Here is a 23,026-nt window from a genome sequence, read left to right as displayed (position 1 = left end):
CCTAACCGACGCGCTTTGCCCTCGCCGCAGGGATCAGGGCCAGGAACCGGACCGCGGGTAGACCGCCCAGGCGCGCTCCCAGGCCGCGGCGCGCTGCCGGTCGAGCACCAGCCGGACGACGCGGTGGAACAGCACGAGCGCGGCCACCACGGCGAACCAGAGCCAGAGGCCCACGAGCACGGAATCGAACACCGCCGTCGACGCGTTCCTCGGCGCCGTGGTGAGCTCGCCTCGGGCGTCGATCCAGATCGGCACGGCCGATCCGGCGGGGCTGCCCGGCGTCGCGAGGACACTGCCGGTGTGGCGCGCGCCGCGCGAGTCGGTCCAGGTCGCCGCGGTGGTGGGGTCGCCGGTTCCGACGCTCTCGCTGTCGACGATGCGGACCGGCGCGGCCGTCAGCAGATACGCGGTCGCGGGTGTGCGTCCGGTGGTGTCGGCGGCGGCCGCGGCGACCTGCCTGCCGTGGTTGGCCGAACCGACGGCGGCCGCGACCGGGATGGCGAGCAGCGCCGCGAGGACGACGAGCTTGAGTACGAAGGCTTCGAACCGATCGGAGCCGCGGGCCAGCGAATTGCGAGCTGGGAAGAGCCGCCGCCAGAACCGGGCGACCGGACCGCTGGACCCGTGCACGAGGAACCCCATTCCCTCAGACCGCGAAAACCTCCACCTTCGATTCTCGGTCACCGAGGCGCCGCTGTCGCGGTATGGGGACACAGACCACTCTGTGAAACCGTACACAGCCTTTAATTCGTTTTGCCCGTCCGCGTTCCCCCGCTACCGTCTTCGCCATGGGGATTTTCTTCACTCTGTGATTCTCGCCTTCGACGCGGCCCTGGCGTAGAGCCTCCCGCTCCGCCGGGCCGCGTCCTTCCGCATGTCCTTCTTCCCTTGCGAGAATCAGGAGGACGCCCCTGTGCGTACCCCGTATCGAAATCCCGGAACACAACTCGTGCTCTCCGGTGTCACCAAGCGATTCGACGACCATGTCGTACTCGATCAGGTCTCCTTCACCGTCAAACCGGGGGAGAAGGCGGGCGTGATCGGCGACAACGGCTCGGGCAAGTCCACGTTGCTGAGGCTGATCGCCGGCCGGGACCGGGCGGACAACGGCACGGTGACCGTCACCGCGCCCGGAGGCGTCGGCTATCTCCCGCAGACGCTGGAGCTGCCCGGCTCCGCCACGGTCGGCGACGCGATCGACCTCGCGCTGGCCGACATCCGGGACCTCGAGTCGCGGCTGCGGGCGGCCGAGACGTCGCTCGAAACCGCCGAAGACCTGGCCGCGTACGGCGACTTGACGGCCGCGTACGAAGCCCGTGGCGGTTACGAGGCAGACACCAGGGTGGAGGTCGCCCTGCACGCGCTCGGACAGCCGGGTCTCGATCGCGGCCGCGCGCTGGGCAGCCTGTCCGGCGGTCAGCGGTCCCGGCTGGCGCTCGCGGCCACCCTGGCCGCTTCGCCGGAATTGCTGTTGCTGGACGAGCCGACCAACGATCTCGACGACGAAGCCGTCGCCTGGCTGGAGAACCACCTTCGCGGGCACCGCGGCCGGATCGTCGCGATCACCCACGACCGGACGTTCCTCAGCCGGGTCACCAGCACGATCCTCGAGGTCGACGCGGACCGCCGGACCGTGCAGCGGCATGGTGACGGCTACGCGGGCTACCTCGCGGCGAAGGAGGCCGCGCGGGCCCGATGGGTCCGGGAGTACGAGGAGTGGAGGCTGGAAAAGGCGCGCTACGAACGGATGGCGGACGTCAACATCGACCGGTTCTCGGCGATCCCGCGCAAGGCTCCGGCGGCCTTCAGCGGGGCCGGCGCGTTCCGGGCCCGATCCCGGGCGCACGGGGCGATGAGCCGGATCCGGTCGGCGCGCGAGCGGATCCAGCGGCTCGAAGCGGACCGTGTTCCGCCGCCGCCGGAGCCGCTCCGGTTCACCGCGCGGATCGCCGCGGGGGAGACCGAGGCCGATCAGTACGTGGTGAGGGTGGACGACGTGTCGGTCGACGGCCGTCTGCCGCGGACGTCGCTCAGCGTGCTGCCGGGTGAACGCGTCCTCGTGACCGGGCCCAACGGGGCGGGCAAGACGACCCTGATGCGGGTCCTCGCCGGCGAGCTGGCTCCGTCGACGGGGTCGGCGGAGCGGGCGGGCCGGATCGGGTTCCTGCACCAGAACGGCGGGCTCGCGGCCGACGCTCGAACAGTGCTGGCGGTCTTCGCCGGGGACGGTGACGAAGACGAGGCGGCCGAGAGGTTGCTGTCGCTGGGCCTGTTCCGGGCGCCGGATCTGCGCAAGCCGGTCCGGGAGCTGTCCATCGGGCAGCGGCGCAGGCTCGAACTGGCCAGGCTCGTGACGGCCACGACCGACCTGCTGCTGCTCGACGAGCCGACCAACCATCTCGCCCCGGATCTCGTGGAGGAGATGGAACAGGCGCTCACGGAGTACTCCGGCGCGCTCGTGGTCGTCACCCACGACCGGCGGATGCGGCGGACGTTCGAGGGCAGGCGGCTGGAACTGGTCACTTCAGTGGCATGAGCGGTCCGTCCACTTTGGCCGGATTGAGACAGCTGTTCAGCCCGTCCACGAGGGAGCAGGTCCCCGGGCCGCGCTTGAGCCGGAAGCCCTGCGGCACGCCACCCGCCGCCACCAGACCCTGGTAGGCGGGAACGGCGTCCGTGGGGCGCCTGCTCAGCGCGGGATCGGTGAGTGCGTCCACTGTGTACAGTCCGAACCGGGCGCGGTAGCTGCCCCATTCGTAGTTGTCGGTGAGGCTCCAGTAGTTGTAGCCGATGAGGTTCATCCCGTCGGCCTTGGCCCGCTGGAGCCAGTACACGGTGTCGCGCACGTGATCGCCGCGGGTGTAGTCCGCGTCGCGGAGTTTCCCGTTGTCGGTCGCCATGCCGTTTTCGACGATGTAGAGCGGCATGCGCGGGAACCGGTCGTGGTAGCTGCGCAGCGCGTAGTAGATGCCTTCGGGCTGGAGCTTCACGTCCCAGAACTTGTCGGTGGCGGCGGCGAACACCGTCCAGTTGTCGATGCTCAGGCCGTAGTAGTAGTCGATCCCGATGAAGTCGAGCTTGTCCTTGACCTGGTCGAGGAAGAACCAGTCGGCCATCCCGTTGACGCCGGTGATGTAGGCCTGGTTGCTGGTGACCTTCGCGGTCGGGTCGAGTTCGTGGATCAGGTCGTAGGCCCGGCGGTGCGCCTGGACGACGTTGGACTGCGCCGCGAAGTACCGCGTCGCGTTCAGCGCCCCGACCTTCTGCTCGTTCTTGAGGAAGATGAGTGGCTCGTTGAACGTCACCCAGAGGACGTCCTGCCCGGCGTAGCGCTGGACGATCTTCCGGCTGAACTCCAGCCACGCGTCGGCCGTCCGCGACTCGGCCCAGCCGCCCTGATCGAGCGCCCAGCCCGGGTACACCCAGTGGTTGAGCGTGATCATCGGGGTCATGCCCGCGGCCCGGACCTGGCGGAGCACGTCGTCGTAGAAGGCCAGCTCGGTTTCGTCCCACCGTCCTGGCGAAGGCTCGACTCGAGCCCATTCGATGCCGAAGCGGTAGGTGTTGACACCGAGGCCGGCCGCGAGGCGGATGTCGTCGGCGTAGCGGTGCCGGAAGTCCACGGAGTCGCGGTATTCGTCGACGCCGTCCTTGCCGGCGGAACGGTCCACGAACCGCTTCCAGTTGCTGTCCGGAGCGCTGCCCTCCGACTGATATCCCGACGACGCCACGCCCCAGTAGAAGTCCCGGGACCAGCCGTCGTCCTGCGATGCGGACGCGTTCACCGCGGAGAGTGTCGCGCATAGTGAGACGGCGACCACCGAGGACACCACCCGGCGTAACCTTTCCCGATGCTCCGGCCACTTCGTCGATCGTTCACCAGCGTCCGCCATCTTCGGGACGCTAACGTGGGTGAACGGCGTAAACAAGCGGCCGTCCGGGGACTTCGACGATGACGTTGGGGAGTTGATCGACTTGACCGGCAGCACGGTCCGGCACGCCGTCTATCTACCGCCTTTCGGCCCGTTCGGTGAGCCCGGCGTGCTCGTCGACCTCGCCGTACGCGCCGAGGCGGCGGGCTGGGACGGGTTCTTCCTGTGGGACCACGTCGTCGCGGACACCATGCCCATCGCGGATCCGTGGACGACGCTCGGCGCCATCGCGCACGCCACCGGCCGGCTGCTGTTCGGCCCGATGATCACCCCGCCCGCGCGCCGGCGGCCGTGGGTGGTGGCGCGGCACGCGTCGACGGTCAGCAGGCTCTCCGGCGGGCGGCTGATCCTCGGGACCGGGCTCGGATCGGACGAATCCGGTGACTTCAGCCGGTTCGGCGAGCAGACCGACCTGCTGACCCGGTCGGCGATGTTCGACGAGGGGCTCGACGTCATCCGCGCGATCTGGTCCGGCAGGCGCTTCGACCACGATGGCGCGCACTATCAGGTCGCGCTCGCCGAAGCTCCGCCCGAGCCGTTCCGGATCCCGATCTGGGTGGCGAGTTCGACCGACAACCCGCGCGTCGTCCGGCGGGCGGCGTTGTGCGACGGGATCTTCCCGAATCCGGAGGATCACACGCCGACCGCGGAGGAGATCGCGGAGACCCACCGTGCGCTCGGTGTCGCCGGGCTGGAACCGGGCCGCCCCTTCGACGTGGCGGTCGCCGGGAACGCGAGCCCGGCGTGGGAGGAGCCGATCAAGGTCGACCTGCCCGCGCTGGGGCAGGCGGGGATGACGTGGTGGATGGAGTCGCTGATGCATCTCGACCCGCTGGAGCTCTCGCAGAAGATCGTGGACGCGGGCCCGCCTCAGTAGGCGGTCGAGTCCGTGAAGGACTCCTTGAGGGACTCTGGGTCCCTCAAGGAGTCCTTCACGGCACGGGCTTGGTCACGGCGAACCGCTGGCACGCACCGTCCACAGTGGACTCAGGCTCCGCCTGTCGTACGATCCGGTTGCTCCGAAAGACTTCATCGCCCTTGCGGCACCGCTCGCCTTTGGTAGCGTCACCGCGGGCGTCCTGCGAACCAGTGACGTTCGGGGGAGGGGTGGAATGGCTGAAGAGCACCACGCGGTCCGGCTGGAAACCGGGGTCACCCTGGTCAACGCGTTGACCGGGGAGCATGTCCACGGCAGGCCGAAACCGGCGCTCCAGGGGCAAGGCCTGGTCCGGGCCGCGGCCGAAGCGCTCGGAACCGGGAACGGCCAGGTCGATCTCCTGACCGCGGAGCGCCTGCGGAATCTCGCGTCGCGCCTGCGGGAGATCATCGAGTCGCTGTCCCGGCGGGAACCGGACCTGGCGGCCGGGCTGCTCAACCGGATGCTCGTCGACAGCAAGGCCCGGCCGTCCCTGCATCGCCACGGCGAACGGTCTTGGCAGCTGCGGTTCCACGGTCCCGAAGCCGATCTCGTCCAGCAGTGGGCGGCGGGTCTCGCGGTGTCCGTGGCCGCGGCGCTCGGCGACGACATCCCGCATCGCGTCGGGTTGTGCGCGGCGCCGCGGTGCGACCAGGTGTACATCGACGCGAGCCAGGCGCAGATCAAGCGGTTCTGCGGGCTGGCTTGCCAGAACCGCGTGAAGGCCGCCGCGTACCGCGCCCGCCGCTCAGGAGCGTGAGCCCGGCGGTGTCGCGTCGACGTACCACTCGCGGTTGAACACCATGCCGAAGAGCGGCGCCGGAAACCGGGTGATCACGCGCATCAGCGGCGCGAGCCTGCCGTTCCCCTCCATCTGCGAGGAATGGGCGGCGATCGCGGCCTGCTTCTGACGCGCGAAGCGCCGGACGTCGAAGGTGTGCGTGATCTCGGACTTGGCGCTGTAGGCGTGGAGAAGCGCGTCGACGTCGTAGCGGAACGGGATCCGCGACAGGCGCACCGATTTCACCAGGCGTGCGACGACGTCGCGGGGGATCGTGGCCTCCAGCAGGCGGACGTCGCCGGCGAGTTCCGCCGCCAGCCTGCCGACCTCGTGCACCTTGACGTGGTCGCGGTGACCGTAGCCGCCGTTGCGGTCGTAGCTCAGCAGGACCGACGCCCTCTCTTCGCGCAGGATCGCCACGAGCCGGGCCGCCGCTTCGCCGGTGCTCGCGCGGACGAAGCGGACCCAGCCCGGCGGATCCGGGTAGAGGAGCGCGCCGTGACCGCTGCCGGCGTAGCCGAGATGGACGACGCGCGCGACGCCCAGCACCTTCGCGCTCGCCTCGAGTTCGGCCCACCGCGGGGCGTCCGCGCCCCGCATGCCGATGGTGGCGACGACGAGGACGACACGGTGGCCGTCCGCGGCGGCGCGGGCGAGGGTGCCACCGGTCAGCAGGGCTTCGTCGTCCGGGTGGGCGTGGAAGGCCACGATGGTCGTCACGCTCCGAGCATGCCCGAAGCCGCCGGAACGGACGGTGGTGGACCCTTGACCGTCCGTCGACCCTGTGGGTAATCTTCCCTTTACTTTCCAATAGTAAGGAAAGTTTCCTATTTAACTCCGCCGCCCTGACCGTCGGCGCGCCAACGTCGGTGCCGTCGACGCGAGAGGAGAAGCCGAATGCGTTGGGACAAGATCCGTCTCCGGGTGACGGCCGCACTGGCCGCCGGACTGCTGGCACCGGTCGCGGCCGCGAGTACCTCGATGGCGACCGGGACCGCGGCAGAGCCCGCAACGCAGGCAGCCGCCGCGCTGCCGCCGGGCAGCCCGGCGGCGATCAACGGACAGCTGAAGGTCTGCGGCCTCCAGCTCTGCAACTCCGCGGGCAAGCCGATCCAGCTCCGCGGCATGAGCACCCACGGGATCCAGTGGTTCAGCCAGTGCGTGAAGACCGCTTCGCTCGACGCGCTGGCCAACGACTGGAAGGCCGACGTCCTCCGGATCTCGATGTACATCCAGGAAGGCGGCTACGAGACCAACCCGCGCAAGTTCACCGACATGGTGCACGGCTACATCGAAGAGGCCACCAAACGCGGAATGTACGCCCTGGTCGACTGGCACCAGCTCACGCCCGGCGACCCGAACGCCAACCTCAGCCGCGCCAAGACGTTCTTCACCGAGATCGCCCAGCGGCACAAGGACAAGACCAACATCATCTACGACATCGCCAACGAGCCCAACAACGTCAGCTGGGACCGGGTCCGCAGCTACGCGGAGCAGATGATCCCGGTCATCCGCGCCCAGGACTCCGACGGCGTCGTGCTCGTGGGCACGCACGGCTGGGGCTCGCTCGGCATCTCCGACGGCCGGAACGAGACCGACATCATCAACAACCCGGTGCGCGCCAGCAACTTCATGTACACGTTCCACTTCTACGCGGCGTCGCACAAGACCGAGTACTTCAACGCGCTGAGCCGCGCCGCGAGCAAGATCCCCCTGTTCGTGACCGAGTTCGGCACCCAGACCGCCAGCGGTGACGGCGGGAACGACTTCACCAACTCGCAGAAGTACCTCGACTTCCTCGCGTCGAAGAAGATCAGCTGGACCAACTGGAACTTCTCCGACGACAGCCGTTCGGGCGCGGTGTTCAAGCCGGGCACCTGCTCGGGCAGCTCGTTCACCGGCACCGCTCCGCTGAAGCCCGCCGGTGTCTGGATCCGGGACCGCATCCGCACCGCGGACAACTTCCCGACCTCCTGATCCCGGCAGCGCGCACGTCAGGAGAGGGTCGTTCAGGACGTTTTTCGTCCTGAACGACCCTCTCCTGACACCTCAGCCGAGCGGTTCGAAGTCCAGCGCGGCGAGCCGGTCCGGATCGGCCAGGATGTCGATCGCCGCGATCTTGCCGTCCACGACGGTGAACGCGAAGACCGTCGTCGGGACACCGTCCTTGGTGACCACCATCCCGGCCGCGCCGTTGACCAGCGCGGGCCGCAGCTCCCCGCCCTCGCCGGCCGCCCGGAACATGAGCGCCTGGCTCGCGATCGTGGCCGCCCCGCGCACGAAACGCGACGTTCCCGCCGGCGCCGCGCCGCCCTCGGCGCGCAGGATCACGTCCGGGTCGAGCACCGAGACCAGCGCGTCGAAGTCGCCACCACGGGCGGCGGCGAAGAACGCGTCGACGACCGCCCGCTGACGGCTCAGATCCGCGTCGGGGACCGTCGGCGAGCCCTGCAGACGGCGGCGCGCGCGGCTGGCGAGCTGCCGGGTCGCCGCGGAGGACCGGCCCACGATCGGCGCGATCTCGTCGAACGGCAGGGCGAACATGTCGTGCAGCACGAACGCCAGCCGCTCGGCGGGGTCCAGGGTGTCGAGCACGACCAGCAGCGCCAGGCCGACCGAGTCCGCCAGCAGAGCTTGGTGCTCCGGGTCGATTCCGCCCTCACGGCCGATGATCGGGTCGGGGAGCTGCGCGCCGACCGGCTCTTCGGGCCGCGACTTGCGTGAGCGCAGCATGTCGAGACAGATCCGGCCGACGACGGTGGTCAGCCAGCCGCCGAGGTTGTCCACGTCGCCGGAGTCCGACCGGCTCAGCCGCAGCCAGGCCTCCTGCACGGCGTCGTCGGCTTCGCTCAGCGAACCGAGCATCCGGTACGCCACCGCCCTCAGATGCGTCCGGTGCCCTTCGAAGCGCCGCGCCAGCCAGTCGTGTTCGTCCACGGTCCCCATCCTTCATCGATCAGTCGTAACCCTGACGCGTGGGGCAGCGAGGATGTGACAGGCCTTCAGTCGCGGGTGCCCTCGGGTGAGGGGTAGGGGCTCTACCGGCGCGGGTAGCCGCCGTCGACCTCCTTCACCGGCTTGTGCGGGAAGCGGCGTTCGGCGTAGGCCTTCGCCGCCGATCCTCCTCGCACGTACAGCGTCTCCACCTTGTCCTGCAACGGTTTCACGACGGTTCCGAGGAAGCCGCGCCGGTCTTCGAGGTACGGGCCGAGCACGTCTTCGCCCGCCGGGCAGACCGCCATGCAGTACGCGGCCTTGTAGTTCGGCTTGAACGCGAGGCTCTGCCACATCGACACGTTCTCCGAGTCGGTCACCCTGGACCGGAAGTCGGCGGCGTCCTCGCTGTCGGCCACGGTCTGGGCCCAGTCGGTGAAGCCGCTCATGAACTCGCGGTAGTTGTGCGTCGAACAGGCGAGGAAGTCGAATTCGCCGGTCTTCGAGATCGCCCCGATGGGACAGGCGGCGACGCACAGCTTGCACTCCAGGCAAGGGTTGTAGTCGAGGGCCTCGCCGTAGGTGGACACCTCGGCGTCGACGAGCAACGTCGCCAGGAGCACGAAGTTGCCGAACTTCGGGTGGATGACGTTGCGATGCAGTCCCATGGCGCCGAGACCGGCCGCGACGGCGACCGTCTTGTGCGCGACGACCCAGATCCGGCCGGGGTAGTGCTCCATCTCCATCGGGAACGTCGCGGACGGGTTGATCGCGCGGTATCCGGCGTCCTGCAGCGTCCGGACGATCGTGTGCCCGGCCTCGTTGATGATCTCGCCGGTGCGGTGGAACTCCTGGTTGGCGACGCTGCGGGCGGGGGAGCGGACGTCGTCACGGTTCATCCTCACCACGAGTGAGACGAGGGTCTTGGTGCCGGGCAGGGCACGCTCGACGTGCTCGCGTTCGCCCGGCAGATCCGGATGGTCGAGCGAGACCGCGGCCGCGTCGTCGGCGCCGGCGGCGAGGCAGATCTCCTTGAGCCAGGCCGCGTCGATCACCGGCGACGGCTTGTCCCGCGGTTTGGCGAGCACGGCCTGGACCGACGGATGCTCCGCCAGCTTCTTGGGGAGCCTGCCGGTCACAACGCCTCCAGGATGGTCGCGTTGGCCTGACCGCCGCCTTCGCACATCGCCTGCAGGCCGTACCGGGCGCCGTGGTGGTGCAGTGCGTTGACCAGCGTGCCCATCAGGCGGGTCCCGCTCGCACCGAGCGGATGGCCCAGCGCGATCGCGCCGCCGTGGACGTTGACCTTGGCCGGGTCGGCCCCGGTTTCCTGCTGCCACGCCAGCACGACACTGGCGAACGCCTCGTTGATCTCGAAGAGGTCGATGTCCGCCAGGCTCAGCCCCGCGCGCCGCAGCACCTTCTCGGTCGCTGGGATGACCCCGGTGAGCATGAGCAGCGGGTCGGATCCGGTGACGGCGAAGCTGTGCAGGCGGGCGCGCGGGCGGAGGCCCAGCCGGGCGGCGGTTTCGCTGGAGGTGATGAGCAGGGCGGAGGCGCCGTCGTTGATCGGGCTGCTGTTTCCCGCGGTCACCGACCAGTCGATCTGCGGGAATCTTGCGGCGACAGCCGGATCTTGGAACGCCGGGCGCAACTTGGCGAGCGTTTCGAGGTCGGTTCCCGGCCGGACGGACTCGTCGGTGGACACCCGGCCCGACGGTGTCTCGATCGGCACGATCTGGCTCGCGAACCGCCCGAGTTCATGCGCCCGGGCGGCCTTCCGGTGCGAGGCCATCGCGAACTCGTCCATCGCCTGGCGGCTGAGCGACCACTTCGCGGCGATGAGTTCCGCGCTGATTCCTTGCGGCACCAGGCCTTCCGGATAGCGCTCGGCGACGCCGGGGCCGAGCGGATCGGTGCCCGGCAGCACGTTCGACCACATCGGCACGCGGCTCATGGACTCGACGCCGCAGGCGATGACGATGTCGTACGCGCCGGCCATCACCCCCTGCGCGGCGAAGTGCACGGCCTGCTGACTGCTTCCGCACTGCCTGTCGACGGTGGTCGCGGGCACGCTTTCCGGCAGGCCGGCCGCGAGGGCCGCCCAGCGCGTGACGTTCTGGGCCTGCTCGCCGACCTGGTCGACCGCGCCGCCGATCACGTCGTCGATCAGCTCCGGGTCGATGCCATTGCGTTCGACGAGAGCGCGCACCGTGTGGGCGAGCAGCTGGACCGGATGGACCCCGTGCAGGGCGCCACCGGGCTTTCCCTTGCCGATCGGGGTACGGACGGCGTCGACGATGACCGCGTCGTGCACGGCTGCCTCCAGTAGTGAGTTGGTATTTCCAACTCACTGTGGCATCGAGTGGGTTGGAAATCAAGACTCACTGGGTTTACGCTGGTCGCATGACCGAAGGACCGAGGGACTGCTCGATCGCCAACGCGATGGAGGTGATCGGGGAGCGCTGGAGCCTGCTCGCGCTGCGCGAAGTGTTCTTCGGTGCGCGGAGGTTCGACCAGATCGTCCGCAACACGGGGGCGAGCCGGGACATCCTGACCGCGCGGCTACGGAAACTCGTCGAGACGGGAATCCTCGAAAAACGGCTCTACGAGGAGCATCCGCCACGCTACGAGTACGTGCTCACCGAGGCAGGGCACGCGCTCAACCACGTGCTGCTGAACCTCATGGCGTGGGGCGACGCGTACGTCACCGAGGGGCCGCCGCCGACGGTGTGGCGGCATTCGTGCGGCGAGGTCCTCGCGCCGGAGACCGTCTGCGCGCACTGCCGAGAACCGGTGCGGGAGAAGGACATGACGCTGGTGCGGAGCAGCAGGCGCACCAAGGCCTCGTGAGTGGTTAGGACGGTTAGAACCGTCCTAACCACTCACGAGACGTGCCTGGTCCCACTATGTGATGGCCCCCTTCCTATACCTAGGCGCAGTGAAGGGGTCCTTCCTGTGCTTGGCACGGTGTGAAGGTCGAGTTTCCTTGGCTCAGCCGAGGGTAGGGGGCCTTCACCCGCCGCCGCTGTGACTGCTGGGGCCAGTGGTGCTGCCGGGGCTGCGGGTGGCGATCGCGTATTCCGTGAAGGGCCCCTTGCCTACTGTCAAGGTAGGCAAGGGGCCCTTCACGGACACACGACCAACTGGCGCCACATCCAGTAGGCACCTAAGACACTCTTGGCCCTAACCGTCCTAACCACTCACGAGGTCGGGATCAGGAGCGGGCAGTCCATTCCCGCGCGATCATCCGCATGAGCGCCGGATAGATGATCAGGTACCGGAACGGCTTGATGAATCCCATGTACACCCGGCCGAACAGCCCGTTGGGTTTGACCAGCACCGCCATCTGACCGCGATGTCCGCCCTGCCCGTCTTCGACCCACGCGATGTGCAGGACGCCGTGCATGGTCCGGTTCGCCATTTCGGCGGCGAATTCGTCGTCGAGCCGGTAAAGCGGGGTGAACGGCAGCCAGTCGTCGTCCGGGCCGGTGGGTGTGTCGCGGAGGTCTTCCGGCAGCTTGCCGCGGAGCGATCCGACGCGGGTGTCGAGACCGGAGGTTCGTTCGTCCAGTCCCAGCAGGTTTCCGAGCTTCCAGCGCAGCGCCCACAGCGCCCGGACGGGGAGTGGCGCCCCGTCCGGGAAATTCCCCGACGAGAACTGCTTGACCAGCTTGCCGAAATCGTCCGGCCCGCCGGGCGTTCCGAGTGCCCAGACGTCTTCGAGGTCGAAGTCGCCGGCGATTTCGTGGATCCGCCACGAGCGGGTGGTGTGGGCCGTGTTCGCGAGTTTCATGCCGACACCAGCTGGACGATCTCGCGCGGGCGGACCTCACGGTCGTCGAAGGCGACGTCCACGTCCGCCGATGCCAGGGCCTGCATCGAGGCCGCCTGTGCCGCCTCGGATTCCCAGCGCACGATCGACACCACGGCGTCGCCCGCGGCGGTCACCCAGCATTCGGCGGCGAGACAGCCCGGAGTGGAGCGCAAGGCCTCGGCGACCCGCCGGACCCGCGAGACGAATTCGTCGTGGTGATCGGTGTGCGGGTAATGCGTGGCCACGAATCCGACAGTCATCGTCGTTGTTCCTCCCAGTGAACTTCCGCCATCTATACGGTAGCGTATATATCGTCCTCGTGGTGCCGGAGTGACGGGAGATACGGTGATCCCATGGCCGCCGAAACCCGGACCCCGCCGAGCGCCTGGATCGACGCGGGGCTGCACGCCCTCGCCACCGGAGGTCCCGACGCCGTGCGCGTCGAGGCGCTCGCGAAAGCCTTGGGCGTCACCAAGGGCGGTTTCTACGGCCATTTCGCCGATCGGGGCGCGCTGCTGGAGGGAATGCTCGCCACCTGGGAGCGGATGAGCACGGACCTGCTCTTCGAGAGCGTGGAGAGTGAAGGCGGTGACGCCAGGGCGAAGATCCGGCGCGCGGGTCTGCTCGCCGGGGATCGTCTCCTGCCGATCGACCTCGCCATCCGGGATTGGGCCCGGCGCGACGCCGTGGTGGCCGAACGGCTCCGCCGGGTCGACAACCAGCGGATGGACTACCTGCGTTCCCTCATGCGCGAGATCTTCGCCGACGAGGACGAGGTCGAAGCCCGCTGTCTGCTCGCGTTCTCGCTCCTGATCGGCAAGCACTTCATGGCCGCCGACCACGGCGGCCGCACCCGGGAAGAGGTCACCGAACTGGCCGGAGCACTCCTTCTCGGCGGCGGGCCCGGTCATGGAATTTGAGGCGGGCCGACGGCTCCTGGCTTTCCTGCACGAGCTTCAGGCGATGAAGGCCGCGGAATGGGCAGGTGGCGGTCGACGTCGAGGCGCTGGATCCCGTGACCGGCGAACGCGCCACCATCGACACCGACCTGACGCGGGACGATCAGCGCGAGTTCGCGCGGGAGATCAGGGAGCCGTCCTGCGGGGAAATCGCGGCTCGAAGTTCGTGCTCGTCCTTCCCTTGGACGGTGCCTGCATCCGTGTCGTCCAAGGTCGCTTCGCCGGAAGCGCGTCCACATACCCCGAGCTCGCCGCGGCGCTGGCCGGCGGTGACTACGTCCCCCTTAGTCGTCCTCATCCTCGGGCGTAGTCGGGACCTGCTTGCGCGCGACGTAGATGAGCAGCCCGATGATCACCACGGGGCCGACGAAGATGAGGATCTCGTCCCAGCCGCCCTGGTGCATCATCACCACTCGCGCCGCGATGGTCATGACCCGGAGACCAGCGCGATCCCGAGCGCGGTGTAGCCGATCATCAGCGCCAGCATGGGGTACTGGCCCACCTTGACGTAGTTCGCGCGCAGCACGCCGACGGAACGGTCATGTGCCGAGGTTACGGCCAGCACGTGCCCGGCGACGATCCCGGCGATCTGCACGAGCGCGATCACGCCTGCCGAGACGACCGTGTAATCGATCGCGCGGCCGAAGCCCTGCTGCCCGGAGAACACGGCGAACGAGAAGTAGTGCGCGACCGTGTAGCCGACCATGATCGGGATCAACGAGGGCGCGAACGCGGGATACGGGTCGAACCCCCGGCGCAGATACGGCCTGGTCAGGCTGATGGCGCCCGCATAGGCGCCGTAGGTGAGCGCGATACAGGCCGCGAGCCCGGCGGTGCCGCCGAGGACACCGGCGTCCAGCGACGCCCAGAACGGAAGCCGGGTGAGACCGTCGAACGCCGTCGAGCCGAGCACCACCAGCACCAGCGCGGTCAGGCACGGCGCGGGGGAGACGGTGAGCAGGCCGTCCAGCGGATTCCTGATCACCAGGCGCCCGTCGGCCCGCCTGCCGAAAGGGGAGAGGGCCGCGATCAGGCGCGCGTAGACCTCGAAGGCGTCACCGCGGTCGAACCAGCGCGGACCGAACACCGCGCCGAGAGCAATGTGTATAACGGCATACACGGTGACGAACAGGGCGATCGCCCGCGGCGAGTCCGAATGCGGGAACACCAGTTCCAGCCAAAGAAAGGCCAGGAGGCCGACGATCGCGGGCAGGTAGCCCAGCCGGTCCGGGAGTTCGCGATGGCGCGCTGGGATCAGTGCCGCGATCGTCCTCAGTGGATTCAATCGCGTCCAGACCGGACCGAACAGCAGGGAAAGCGGGACCAGTCCGACCCAGAACCAGACGTAGAACCAGGCCGGAGCGGGGTTGTCGGCCGAGTTGCCGGGACCTGCCCACGCCATCGCCAGGAATCCCGCGAAGAGCACCACCCCGAGCACGCGCATCGCGATCCGCGAGAACCCGGAATCGACGAACCGTTGCAAGGGGAGGGGGCGGCCGGCGTCGGCGCCGCGGAGTCTGGGTTCCTTCCAAAGCACGGTGAGTGCGAAGAAGGAGACCACGACGGCAGCCGCTCCCGCGTAGAGAGCGAGCCAGAGCGGGACCGGCAGATCGGACCGGCCGCCGAGACCGTGCGCCAGGATCATCCGCTCACCCGGAGCTTGGTCACCGCCGCGCCGCTCATGTGCAGTTCCACCTCGAAGATCCCGTCGATGTTCGCGGTGAAGGCGACCGTCCCCGGAACCCCGGGCGCCAGCTGGGCGGCCTTGTCGTAGCCGTGGACGTGCAGTTCGTCCGGCTGATCCGAGGTGACTTCGAGCGCGACGTTCTCGCCGGTGCGCACCGCGACCTCCTCCGGCCCCGCTGTGCGCTTGCCCTCGGTGATCGAGAACTTGACGGTCCGGGTGCCGGTGCTCGGCGCCGGGTCCTGCGCCGTTCCCGAACAGCCGGTCACGGTCAGCAGTGCGGCCACGGTGATCGCGCCGATCCTCCGCATCGAGGTCCTCCAAGTCGTACGCCCCGGCTTGCCCGCCCGGAACCTTGCGCCTATCGTGTTACCCCAAGGTAACAGTTACTTAGGTTAGCAGGAAGGCGAGAACGGTGTTCATGGCTCAGGAGAGCCCGCCTGCCGGCGGCGCGCAATTCGGGCAGATCGTCATCGCGGGCCTGATGTTCACCGCGGTCTTCCTGCCCTTGGCCCTCTTCGTGCTCCGCGAGCGAGCGGGGAAGCGGACGGTCTTCGGTCGCGTCGCGGACTGGATGGGTGAATTCAGCGGTCTGCCGCGGTGGGCGGCGCTGCCGATGTTCGTCGCCTTCCTCTCCGGGATGTCGGCGCTGATCGGCGTTTACTGGGACGTGCCGATCCACATGGAACTCGGCCGCGACGAAGGTCCGCTCGCGAACCCGTCGCACTACCCGATCTACTTCGGACTGATGGGCATCTTCGCCAGCGGCGTGCTCAGCGCGACCCTCGCGACAAAGGACCTGCCCAAGCGCACGTTCAAGATCGGCCCGCACTGGCGGGCGCCGATGGGCTCCATCCAGATGATGGCGACCGGCCTGGTCGGCATCGCCGGGTTCCCGCTCGACGACGTGTGGCACCGCCTGTTCGGCCAGGACGTCACCGAATGGGGGCCGACGCACGTCCTGATGATCGGCGGCGGTGTCTGTGTCGTGCTGGGCCTGCAACTGCTGCTCGGGGAGGCGCGTCAGGTCGGCGCGACCGGGCCGGTCGTGCGGCTGCTCGGCCCCGTGCTCGCCGGTGCCTGGATGATGGGTGCTTCGGCGTTCCTCATGGAGTTCGACCTCGGCGTCCCGCAGTTCCCGATGCTGTCGCAGGTCGTGCTCGTCGGCCTGATCGGCGCCTGGACGCTGACCTACGGGCGACTGTCCTGGGGACCCGGCGGCGCGCTGATCGTGCTCGCGGTCTTCCTCGCGTCCCGGGCTTCGTTCGCCGTCATCCCGCTGTTCGCCGATCTGCACGTGGCGTCGTTGCTGCCGTACGTCGCCGAAGCGCTGATCATCGAGGTCGTCGCCCTCGCGATGCGCAACCGGCAGGGCTACACGTTCGCCGCCGTCGCCGGTCTGCTCGTGGGGACGGCCGGGATGCTCGCCGAGGCTGCGTTCACCCAGTGGCTGATGCCGAACCCGTGGCCCGCCGCCCATCTGCCGCTGTTCGTCCTGTTCGGAACCGGCGCGGCGCTGGCGGGCGCGTTCATCGGTGTCTGGCAGTACCAGCGCGTGGAGGAGACGGCGACGCGGGTGCCCGCGGCGGGGCCTCGTCACGTGGTCGGGCTCGTCGGTGCGCTGGGCGCGGTCGCCCTGATGTCGGCGGTCGCGGTCCCGCAGGATCCGGAACCGGGATTCACCGCCGACGTCCGGCTGACCGAGGCCGCGACCGGGCTGCCGATCTCGAACCCGCACGGTGGCGGCACACCGCGCTGGGTCGACGCGACGGTGACGATCTCGCGGCCGGATCTGGCCGACGACGCCGTGTGGCTCAACGGTTTCGCGTGGCAGGGCGGCGACTTCTACACCGCGCCGCTGGAGAAGATCGGCGACGGGGTGTACCGCACCGCCCAGCCGCTGCCCGTGTTCGGGCAGTGGAAGACCGGGATCCGCGTGCACGTCCCGAACCGGGTGATGGGGCTCGCTCCGATCTACGCGCCCGCCGATCCGGCCGCGAACGCGCCGTCGATCGAGGCGACGTCCGGCACGCGGCCGTTCATGTCGGAGATCGAGTTCCTCCAGCGGGAGCGGAAGTCGGACACGCCCGCCGTGCTGTGGACGGTCGCGTACGTGACCGTCGGGCTCATCTTCGCCGGTATGTGGGCACTGTTCGCGTGGCTCTACGCGGCCGCGGCCACCGCGCGGCGGCGCGAGGTCTCCGTCGGCTGACTTCTCCCGCGTTTCGTCCTCCGGATGCGGTACTTGCGTGTGCAACTACCGCATTCAGAGGACGAAACGCTTTGCTCTCACTTCGTCGCACGTATCGATTGGGCATCATCGCGCGCAAGGCTTTTGCAAGCCCGCTTCCCTTGAATACCCAGGACACCGCCCGTGCTGCCGGTCCGCGCGCCGAAACGGTGACACAGGGCGACGTCTGCGAGACGTAAAGTAGCCGCTGACCACGCGACGGCATCCGCTGTGCACGATCGGTATTGGCGAGTCATTGCGCGGTTACCGCGACATGTGGTTACTTTTCCGCTTCGGGGGTTGGGTTACAGCGAGTTTCGATGGGGTGGTCTTCGTGCGCACAGAGCGTTTTCCCAGGCGACGGCGCGGTCTTCGCGTGGTCGCGGTCCTCGCCGCTTCGGCGGTCGCGACGGTGCCTTTCGTGCCCGCCGCGGCGGCGCAGCAGCAGGGCAAGGTCCTCCGGGTGGCGCTCACGACCGGCATCGACCACCTGAACCCCTTCACCGCCCAGCTGGCGGCGTCGACCCAGGTCGGCCGGTTCAACTACGAGTTCCTGACCCTGCCCTCGGCCGAGGACACCCAGCCCACGGGTGGGATCGCGGAGTCGTGGAAGGCCTCCGACGACAAGCTCACCTGGACCTTCACCATCCGACAGGGGATGAAGTGGTCCGACGGCAAGCCGGTCACCGCGCAGGACCCCGCGTACACCTTCCAGCGGATGCTCGACGACGAGAACGCCCGCACCGCGAACGGCAGCTACGTCACCAACTTCGCCTCGGTTGCGGCGCCGGACGACAAGACCCTCGTCATCAAGACCAAGGCCCCGCAGGCGAGTATGACCTCGCTCGACGTCCCGATCGTGCCCAAGCACATCTGGGAGCCGATCAAGGACCTCAACGACCCTTCGACCGACGACATGTCCGTCGTCGGTGTCGGCAGCGGGCCGTATCTGCTGACCGAGTACAAGAAGAACGAGTTCGTGAAGTTCAAGGCGAACAAGGACTACTGGCGCGGCGCGCCCAAGGTCGACGAGCTCCAGCTGCTGCAGTTCAAGGACGCCGAGGCCGCGGTCAACGCGCTGAAGCAGGGCGAGGTCGACGTCATCAACCGGCTCACGCCGACGCAGTTCGACGCGCTCAAGGGCGAGAAGAACATCACCACGAACAAGGCGCCGGGCCGCCGGTACAACGAGCTCATCATCAACTTCGGCGTCAAGAACGTCCTCGACCAGCCGATCGGTGACGGCAACCCGATCCTGAAGGACATCCGCGTCCGCAAGGCGATCGCGCAGGCCGTCGACACCAAGACCATCGTGGACAAGGTGATGAACGGCTACGGCCAGCCCGGAACCGGTGTCGTGCCCGCCATCTACAAGGCCTACACCTGGTCTCCGTCGGACGCCGAGAAGACCAAGTTCGACATCGCGGCCGCGAACGCCACCCTCGACCAGGCCGGCTACGCCAAGGGCGCGGACGGCATCCGTGTCGCGCCCGGCGGTGCGAAGCTGGAGTTCCGGCTCGCGGGTCACGCGAACCGGCCGTTCGACCAGCGTGTCGCGCAGTTCGTCAGCGGCTGGCTCAAGGACGTCGGCATCGGCGTCAAGCAGGAACTCGTCTCCGACGACGAACTGGACGACCGCACCACCGCGGGCAACTACGACCTCGCGATCTCCGGCTACGGCACCTCGCCCGACCCGGACTACGCCCTCAGCCTCAACACCTGCGCCGGCCGCCCGAACGCCGAGGGCAACGGCGGCAGCTCGGCGACGTTCTTCTGCGACCCGCGCTACGAAGACCTGTACAAGAAGCAGCTGACCGAGTTCGACCCGGCGAAGCGCGCCGAGCTCGTCAAGCAGGCGCAGGCCGTGCTGGCCGGTGAGTACGTCGACGTCGTCCTCGACTACGACAACGTGCTCGAGGCCTACCGGTCGGACAAGTTCTCCTCGTTCACCAAGCAGCCGCAGCCCGACGGCGCGATCCTCGAGCAGTCCGGCTACTGGGGCGTCTACGGCGCCACTCCGGCCGACGCGGCCGCGGCCGGAGCCGAGGAGAGCGGCAACACCGGATTGTGGATCGGCATCGGCGCGGTCGTGCTCGTGGTGCTCGTCGGCGGCGGCGTGCTGCTCGGGCGGCGCGGCAAGTCGGCGGACGACCGGGAGTAAGAGCGCGTTGACCGAAGCACTCAGTTCCCTCGACAAGACCCCGGCGCTCGTCGATCCCGACGAGCGCCGGGGCGGGACCGGCACCGCCCGGTTCGTGCTCTCCAAGATCGGCGGCGCGCTGGCGAGCCTCGCGCTCGTCGTCGTGCTGGGGTTCTTCCTGTTCCGGACGCTGCCCGGCGATCCCGTGCGGTTCATGGTCCGCGACCGGCCGACCGATCCGAAGATGATGGCGGAACTGCGTGCGCAGATGGGCGTGGACAAGCCGCTGCTGCAGCAGTTCTGGGACTACGTCCTTGGCCTGCTCCAAGGCGACATGGGCGTCTCGTATCTGCAGCGGCGCCCGGTCTTCGACATGATTGGCGAGCGGCTGTGGCCGACGATCCTGCTCGTCGGCAGCGCGACCGTGCTCGCGGTCGCACTCGGCCTGTGGCTCGGCATCCGCGCGGGCTGGCGCCGGGGGAGCAGGTTCGACAAGGTCCAGACCGGGATCGCGCTGACGCTGTGGTCGGTTCCGCAGTTCTGGCTCGGGCTCATGCTGCTGGTGGCCTCGAACGGGCTCTTCCCCAGCCGCGGCATGCATTCCCCGGATGTCGCGCCGGGCTTCTTCAGCGAAGGGCTCGACGTCCTGCACCATCTGGTCCTGCCGTGCGTGACCCTGCTGGTGGTGTTCTACGCGCAATACATGCTGGTCATGCGGTCGTCGCTGATCGGCGAGATGAACTCGGACTACCTCACCACCGCACGGGCCAAGGGGTTGCGGGACGACCTCGTCCGCAAGCGGCACGCCGTGCCCAACGCCCTGCTCCCGACGGTGACGCTGGTCTTCATGCAGTTCGGCATGGTGGTCTCCGGCGCGGTCTCGGTCGAGGCCGTGTTCAGCTGGCCGGGGCTCGGGCAGCTGCTCTACGAAGCGCTCCGCGGGCCTGATCTGCCTGTCCTGCAAGGAGTCTTCGTCACTCTCGCGGGTGCGGTGGTGCTGATGAACCTGCTCGCGGAGTTGCTCTACCGCGTGCTCGACCCGAGGGTGCGGACGGCATGACCACTGCGGAAAAACCCGGTTCGATCGTCTGGCGCCGCCGCCGCGAGTCTGTGGCGAAGCGCTGGCACGAGTTCACGACGAACAAGGCGGGCGTCTTCGGGCTGGTCTTCCTCGGTGTCCTCACGCTGCTGGCCATCCTCGCGCCGGTGATCTCGGACGAGTCCGGTCTCGACGTCACCAAGGCCGAAGGCGCTTCCCTGGACCCGCCCAGCGGGGAGTTCTGGCTGGGCACCGACATCGACGGCCGTTCGGTGCTGCAGATGACGTTCTGGGGAGCGCGGATCTCGCTGCTCACCGGCTTCTCGGCGGCGTTCCTCTCGGTGCTGATCGGCACCGTCATCGGGATCGCGGCCGCGCATTTCGGCGGCTGGTTGTCCGGGCTGCTGCTGCGGTTCACGGACTTCTTCCTGGTGCTGCCGTCGCTCGTCCTCGCCGTGGCGCTGGCCTCCGTGCTGGATCAGGGCACGATGACGGTGATCATCGCGATCGGCGTCACCGCCTGGCCGAGCACCGCGCGTCTGGTCCGCGCGCAGACCCTCACGATCGAGGGCCGCCCGTACATCGAGCGCGCGAAAGCCCTCGGCGGCGGACACCTGCACATCGTCGGCAAGCACGTCCTTCCCGGTGTCATGCCGCTCGTGCTGGCCAACACCACGCTCGTCGTCGGCAACGCCGTCATCGCGGACGCGACGCTGGCGTTCCTCGGCGTCGGCAACCCGAACACCGTCTCCTGGGGAGCCATGCTGCAGACCGCCTTGAACAACGGCGCGATCAGCAAGGGTGCCTGGTGGAACCTGCTGCCGCCGGGTATCGCGATCGTCGTGGTCGTCCTCGCTTTCACCCTCGTCGGACGCGCGCTGGAGACCGTGCTGAACCCGCGCCTGAAGGGACAGCACTCATGAGCCCCTTGCTGGAACTGAAGAACCTCGGCGTCACCTACGCCACCGGCGGCGGCGAGGTCGTCGCCGTCCGCGGGGTCGATCTCGTGCTCGAACCCGGCGACACCCTCGGCGTCGCGGGAGAGTCGGGGTCGGGGAAGTCGACGGTCGCGATGAGCGTGCTGCGGCTGCTCCCGCGGTCGGCGAAGGTCAGCGGGGAAATCCTGCTGGACGGCGAAGACGTCGCCGCCATGAAGTGGGGCAGGCTGCGCGCGGTGCGCTGGGCCGAGGCGTCGGTCGTCTTCCAGGGCGCGATGCACGCGCTCAACCCGGTGCGGAAGATCGGCGAGCAGATCGCGGAGCCGATCCGCCTGCACCCGCCAGGCGGCAAGGCACCGTCGGACGCCGAGATCCAGGCCAAGGTCAAGGAACTGCTCGAACAGGTCGACCTTCCGCACGGCCGCGCCGGGGCGTACCCGCACGAACTGTCCGGCGGGCAGAAACAACGCGTCATGATCGCGATGGCGCTCGCCTGTTCGCCGCGGCTGATCATCGCGGACGAGCCGACGACCGCGCTTGACGTCGTCGTCCAGGCGCAGGTGCTCGACCTGCTGGGCAGGCTGGTCGCCGAGCAGGGGATCGGGCTGATCATGATCAGTCACGATCTGTCGGTGCTCGCCGCCACCTGCCGGCGGATCGCGGTGATGTACGACGGCGAGATCGTCGAGGAACGGCCGAGCGCCGAGCTGATGAGCGCGCCGCATCACGAGCACAGCAAGGCACTGGCGGCCGCGTTCCCGACCGTCGGCGATCCGGTGTCCCGGTTCGCGCCGGCGACGAGCACGCCGTTACCACCGGAGCCCGAGCGCACCGGCGACCAGCCGGCGCTCTTGGAGGCCGAGGATCTGCGCGTCAGCTTCCGTGACCGCACCGGCAAGCGGATCAACGCGGTCGCCGGGGTCAGCCTCCAGGTGCGGAAGGACGAGATCGTCGCGCTCGTCGGCCAGTCCGGGTCGGGCAAGACGACGCTCGCCAGGACGTTGCTGGGGCTGCAGAAACCCGATTCCGGCGCGGTGCGGTACGACGGCAAGCCGGTGCCGCTCGGCGGTGCCGGGCTGAAGGCGTACCGGCGGCAGGTCCAGCTGGTGCTCCAGGATCCGACGAGCGCGCTGAACCCGAACCACACGGTCTACGAGGCCGTCGCGGAAGGCCCCCGCATCCACGGAATGGGCGCGAACGAGCACGAGATCGTCACGAATGCCCTCGAAGCGGCCGAGTTGCGGCCCGCGGAGAAGTTCCTCGACCGGCTCCCGCACGAGCTGTCGGGTGGGCAACGGCAGCGGGTCGTCATCGCGGGCGCGCTCGCGCTGGACCCCGGCGTGATCGTGGCGGACGAACCGGTGGCCTCGCTCGACGCGTCGGTGCGAGGGGAGATCCTCGCGCTGTTGCTGCGCCTGCGGCGTGAACTGGGTCTCGCCGGGCTGGTGATCACCCACGACCTCGGGCTGGCCTGGAACATCGCCGACCGGGTCGCCGTGATGTACCGCGGCGAGCTGGTGGAGGTGGGCACCGTGGAGGAGGTCCTGCTGGACCCGAAGCACGACTACACGAAGTCGCTGCTCGCCGCGTTGCCCGGTGGAACGGCACGGGAAACACCCATTGCCGCGCACTCGCACAGGCGCGGTGTGTAACCTC

22 protein-coding genes are annotated in these 23,026 nt (G+C 68.8%); 11 read left to right on the top strand and 11 right to left on the bottom strand.

Annotated features, from left to right (window positions below):
- Window positions 1-33: 33 nt before the first annotated feature.
- Window positions 34-642 carry an Rv1733c family protein gene (locus tag ACZ3HL_RS34825; protein ID WP_465535552.1) on the bottom strand — a complete coding sequence of 203 codons (609 nt, stop codon included), beginning with the start codon at window positions 640-642 and terminating at the stop codon, window positions 34-36.
- A 271-nt stretch (window positions 643-913) separates the two neighbouring features.
- Here ACZ3HL_RS34825 and abc-f point away from each other — a divergent pair, with 271 nt between their 5' ends.
- Window positions 914-2,536, top strand: a complete 1,623-nt coding sequence (abc-f, locus tag ACZ3HL_RS34820; RefSeq protein WP_465535550.1) for a ribosomal protection-like ABC-F family protein — start codon at window positions 914-916, stop codon at window positions 2,534-2,536.
- Here the strand turns inward: abc-f and ACZ3HL_RS34815 are convergent.
- On the bottom strand, window positions 2,520-3,785 hold the full coding sequence (locus ACZ3HL_RS34815; RefSeq protein ID WP_465535687.1) for a family 1 glycosylhydrolase: 1,266 nt from the start codon (window positions 3,783-3,785) through the stop codon (window positions 2,520-2,522). The two genes, abc-f and ACZ3HL_RS34815, sit on opposite strands and share 17 nt — an antisense overlap.
- A gap of 127 nt (window positions 3,786-3,912) precedes the next feature.
- Between ACZ3HL_RS34815 and ACZ3HL_RS34810 the strand changes: the two genes are divergently transcribed.
- A complete protein-coding gene (locus tag ACZ3HL_RS34810; protein WP_465535548.1) occupies window positions 3,913-4,809 on the top strand; it encodes an LLM class flavin-dependent oxidoreductase in 897 nt (298 codons plus the stop codon).
- A 235-nt stretch (window positions 4,810-5,044) separates the two neighbouring features.
- On the top strand, window positions 5,045-5,608 hold the full coding sequence (locus ACZ3HL_RS34805; RefSeq protein WP_465535547.1) for a CGNR zinc finger domain-containing protein: 564 nt from the start codon (window positions 5,045-5,047) through the stop codon (window positions 5,606-5,608).
- On the opposite strand, the gene ACZ3HL_RS34800 is transcribed toward ACZ3HL_RS34805, so the two are convergent.
- Window positions 5,597-6,349, bottom strand: coding sequence for a PIG-L deacetylase family protein (locus ACZ3HL_RS34800; RefSeq protein ID WP_465535546.1), 753 nt, complete (start codon window positions 6,347-6,349; stop codon window positions 5,597-5,599). The two genes, ACZ3HL_RS34805 and ACZ3HL_RS34800, sit on opposite strands and share 12 nt — an antisense overlap.
- Window positions 6,350-6,526: 177 nt before the next feature.
- Here ACZ3HL_RS34800 and ACZ3HL_RS34795 point away from each other — a divergent pair, with 177 nt between their 5' ends.
- Window positions 6,527-7,606, top strand: a complete 1,080-nt coding sequence (locus ACZ3HL_RS34795) for a glycoside hydrolase family 5 protein (protein WP_465535544.1) — start codon at window positions 6,527-6,529, stop codon at window positions 7,604-7,606.
- A gap of 72 nt (window positions 7,607-7,678) precedes the next feature.
- Here the strand turns inward: ACZ3HL_RS34795 and sigJ are convergent, their stop codons facing one another.
- The 3 genes from sigJ to ACZ3HL_RS34780 form a co-directional block, all read right to left on the bottom strand.
- Window positions 7,679-8,566: an RNA polymerase sigma factor SigJ gene (gene sigJ, locus ACZ3HL_RS34790; RefSeq protein ID WP_465535542.1), complete on the bottom strand. Its 888-nt coding sequence runs from the start codon at window positions 8,564-8,566 to the stop codon at window positions 7,679-7,681.
- 101 nt (window positions 8,567-8,667) lie between these two features.
- The gene (locus ACZ3HL_RS34785; protein WP_465535541.1) at window positions 8,668-9,702 is read right to left on the bottom strand and encodes a 4Fe-4S binding protein; all 1,035 of its coding nucleotides are present in this window, start codon (window positions 9,700-9,702) and stop codon (window positions 8,668-8,670) included.
- Window positions 9,699-10,880, bottom strand: a complete 1,182-nt coding sequence (locus tag ACZ3HL_RS34780) for a thiolase family protein (RefSeq protein ID WP_465535540.1) — start codon at window positions 10,878-10,880, stop codon at window positions 9,699-9,701. Before ACZ3HL_RS34780 ends, ACZ3HL_RS34785 begins: the two co-directional genes overlap by 4 nt.
- A gap of 89 nt (window positions 10,881-10,969) precedes the next feature.
- Here ACZ3HL_RS34780 and ACZ3HL_RS34775 point away from each other — a divergent pair, with 89 nt between their 5' ends.
- Window positions 10,970-11,416 carry a winged helix-turn-helix transcriptional regulator gene (locus ACZ3HL_RS34775; RefSeq protein WP_465419317.1) on the top strand — a complete coding sequence of 149 codons (447 nt, stop codon included), beginning with the start codon at window positions 10,970-10,972 and terminating at the stop codon, window positions 11,414-11,416.
- A 364-nt stretch (window positions 11,417-11,780) separates the two neighbouring features.
- Here the strand turns inward: ACZ3HL_RS34775 and ACZ3HL_RS34770 are convergent, their stop codons facing one another.
- Window positions 11,781-12,359 carry a DUF2867 domain-containing protein gene (locus tag ACZ3HL_RS34770; RefSeq protein ID WP_465535538.1) on the bottom strand — a complete coding sequence of 193 codons (579 nt, stop codon included), beginning with the start codon at window positions 12,357-12,359 and terminating at the stop codon, window positions 11,781-11,783.
- Window positions 12,356-12,640, bottom strand: coding sequence for an antibiotic biosynthesis monooxygenase (locus ACZ3HL_RS34765; RefSeq protein ID WP_457954596.1), 285 nt, complete (start codon window positions 12,638-12,640; stop codon window positions 12,356-12,358). Before ACZ3HL_RS34765 ends, ACZ3HL_RS34770 begins: the two co-directional genes overlap by 4 nt.
- A gap of 93 nt (window positions 12,641-12,733) precedes the next feature.
- On the opposite strand from ACZ3HL_RS34765, the gene ACZ3HL_RS34760 reads away from it, so the two are divergent.
- Window positions 12,734-13,300 carry a TetR/AcrR family transcriptional regulator gene (locus ACZ3HL_RS34760; protein WP_465535536.1) on the top strand — a complete coding sequence of 189 codons (567 nt, stop codon included), beginning with the start codon at window positions 12,734-12,736 and terminating at the stop codon, window positions 13,298-13,300.
- A gap of 323 nt (window positions 13,301-13,623) precedes the next feature.
- On the opposite strand, the gene ACZ3HL_RS34755 is transcribed toward ACZ3HL_RS34760, so the two are convergent.
- The 3 genes from ACZ3HL_RS34755 to ACZ3HL_RS34745 are packed head-to-tail and all read right to left on the bottom strand — an operon-like array spanning window position 13,624 to window position 15,334.
- Complete coding sequence (locus ACZ3HL_RS34755; RefSeq protein ID WP_199745523.1) at window positions 13,624-13,770, bottom strand: hypothetical protein; 147 nt, start codon at window positions 13,768-13,770, stop codon at window positions 13,624-13,626.
- Complete coding sequence (locus tag ACZ3HL_RS34750) at window positions 13,767-14,984, bottom strand: hypothetical protein (RefSeq protein WP_465535535.1); 1,218 nt, start codon at window positions 14,982-14,984, stop codon at window positions 13,767-13,769. The genes ACZ3HL_RS34755 and ACZ3HL_RS34750 overlap by 4 nt, the downstream gene beginning before the upstream one ends.
- Entirely contained in the window at window positions 14,981-15,334 is a 354-nt protein-coding gene (locus tag ACZ3HL_RS34745; RefSeq protein ID WP_465535534.1) for a cupredoxin domain-containing protein, read from the bottom strand. Before ACZ3HL_RS34745 ends, ACZ3HL_RS34750 begins: the two co-directional genes overlap by 4 nt.
- 110 nt (window positions 15,335-15,444) lie before the next feature.
- Between ACZ3HL_RS34745 and ACZ3HL_RS34740 the strand changes: the two genes are divergently transcribed.
- From ACZ3HL_RS34740 to nikE, 5 genes are all read left to right on the top strand, one after another.
- Window positions 15,445-17,235, top strand: coding sequence for a hypothetical protein (locus ACZ3HL_RS34740; RefSeq protein ID WP_465535533.1), 1,791 nt, complete (start codon window positions 15,445-15,447; stop codon window positions 17,233-17,235).
- Window positions 17,236-17,629: 394 nt separating this feature from the next.
- Entirely contained in the window at window positions 17,630-19,414 is a 1,785-nt protein-coding gene (locus ACZ3HL_RS34735; RefSeq protein WP_465419524.1) for an ABC transporter substrate-binding protein, read from the top strand.
- Between the two features lie 7 nt (window positions 19,415-19,421).
- Entirely contained in the window at window positions 19,422-20,453 is a 1,032-nt protein-coding gene (locus ACZ3HL_RS34730) for an ABC transporter permease (protein ID WP_465535531.1), read from the top strand.
- Entirely contained in the window at window positions 20,450-21,355 is a 906-nt protein-coding gene (locus ACZ3HL_RS34725; RefSeq protein ID WP_465419302.1) for an ABC transporter permease, read from the top strand. Before ACZ3HL_RS34730 ends, ACZ3HL_RS34725 begins: the two co-directional genes overlap by 4 nt.
- Window positions 21,352-23,022, top strand: a complete 1,671-nt coding sequence (gene nikE, locus ACZ3HL_RS34720; protein ID WP_465535529.1) for a nickel ABC transporter ATP-binding protein NikE — start codon at window positions 21,352-21,354, stop codon at window positions 23,020-23,022. Before ACZ3HL_RS34725 ends, nikE begins: the two co-directional genes overlap by 4 nt.
- Window positions 23,023-23,026: the final 4 nt, after the last annotated feature.

Source organism: Amycolatopsis sp. NPDC000009 (assembly GCF_055563465.1).
This window is presented reverse-complemented; position numbering and strand designations above follow the sequence as displayed.

Excerpts from the sequence above, each read along its gene's own strand:
- ACZ3HL_RS34750 (WP_465535535.1), bottom strand. The coding sequence starts at position 14,984 with ATGATCCTGGCGCACGGTCTCGGCGGCCGGTCCGATCTGCCGGTCCCG.
- ACZ3HL_RS34745 (WP_465535534.1), bottom strand. The coding sequence starts at position 15,334 with ATGCGGAGGATCGGCGCGATCACCGTGGCCGCACTGCTGACCGTGACC.
- ACZ3HL_RS34755 (WP_199745523.1), bottom strand. The coding sequence starts at position 13,770 with ATGACCATCGCGGCGCGAGTGGTGATGATGCACCAGGGCGGCTGGGAC.
- ACZ3HL_RS34740 (WP_465535533.1), top strand. The coding sequence starts at position 15,445 with ATGGCTCAGGAGAGCCCGCCTGCCGGCGGCGCGCAATTCGGGCAGATC.
- ACZ3HL_RS34760 (WP_465535536.1), top strand. The coding sequence starts at position 12,734 with ATGGCCGCCGAAACCCGGACCCCGCCGAGCGCCTGGATCGACGCGGGG.
- ACZ3HL_RS34825 (WP_465535552.1), bottom strand. The coding sequence starts at position 642 with ATGGGGTTCCTCGTGCACGGGTCCAGCGGTCCGGTCGCCCGGTTCTGG.
- ACZ3HL_RS34725 (WP_465419302.1), top strand. The coding sequence starts at position 20,450 with ATGACCACTGCGGAAAAACCCGGTTCGATCGTCTGGCGCCGCCGCCGC.
- ACZ3HL_RS34775 (WP_465419317.1), top strand. The coding sequence starts at position 10,970 with ATGACCGAAGGACCGAGGGACTGCTCGATCGCCAACGCGATGGAGGTG.
- ACZ3HL_RS34765 (WP_457954596.1), bottom strand. The coding sequence starts at position 12,640 with ATGACTGTCGGATTCGTGGCCACGCATTACCCGCACACCGATCACCAC.
- ACZ3HL_RS34770 (WP_465535538.1), bottom strand. The coding sequence starts at position 12,359 with ATGAAACTCGCGAACACGGCCCACACCACCCGCTCGTGGCGGATCCAC.
- ACZ3HL_RS34795 (WP_465535544.1), top strand. The coding sequence starts at position 6,527 with ATGCGTTGGGACAAGATCCGTCTCCGGGTGACGGCCGCACTGGCCGCC.
- nikE (WP_465535529.1), top strand. The coding sequence starts at position 21,352 with ATGAGCCCCTTGCTGGAACTGAAGAACCTCGGCGTCACCTACGCCACC.
- ACZ3HL_RS34805 (WP_465535547.1), top strand. The coding sequence starts at position 5,045 with ATGGCTGAAGAGCACCACGCGGTCCGGCTGGAAACCGGGGTCACCCTG.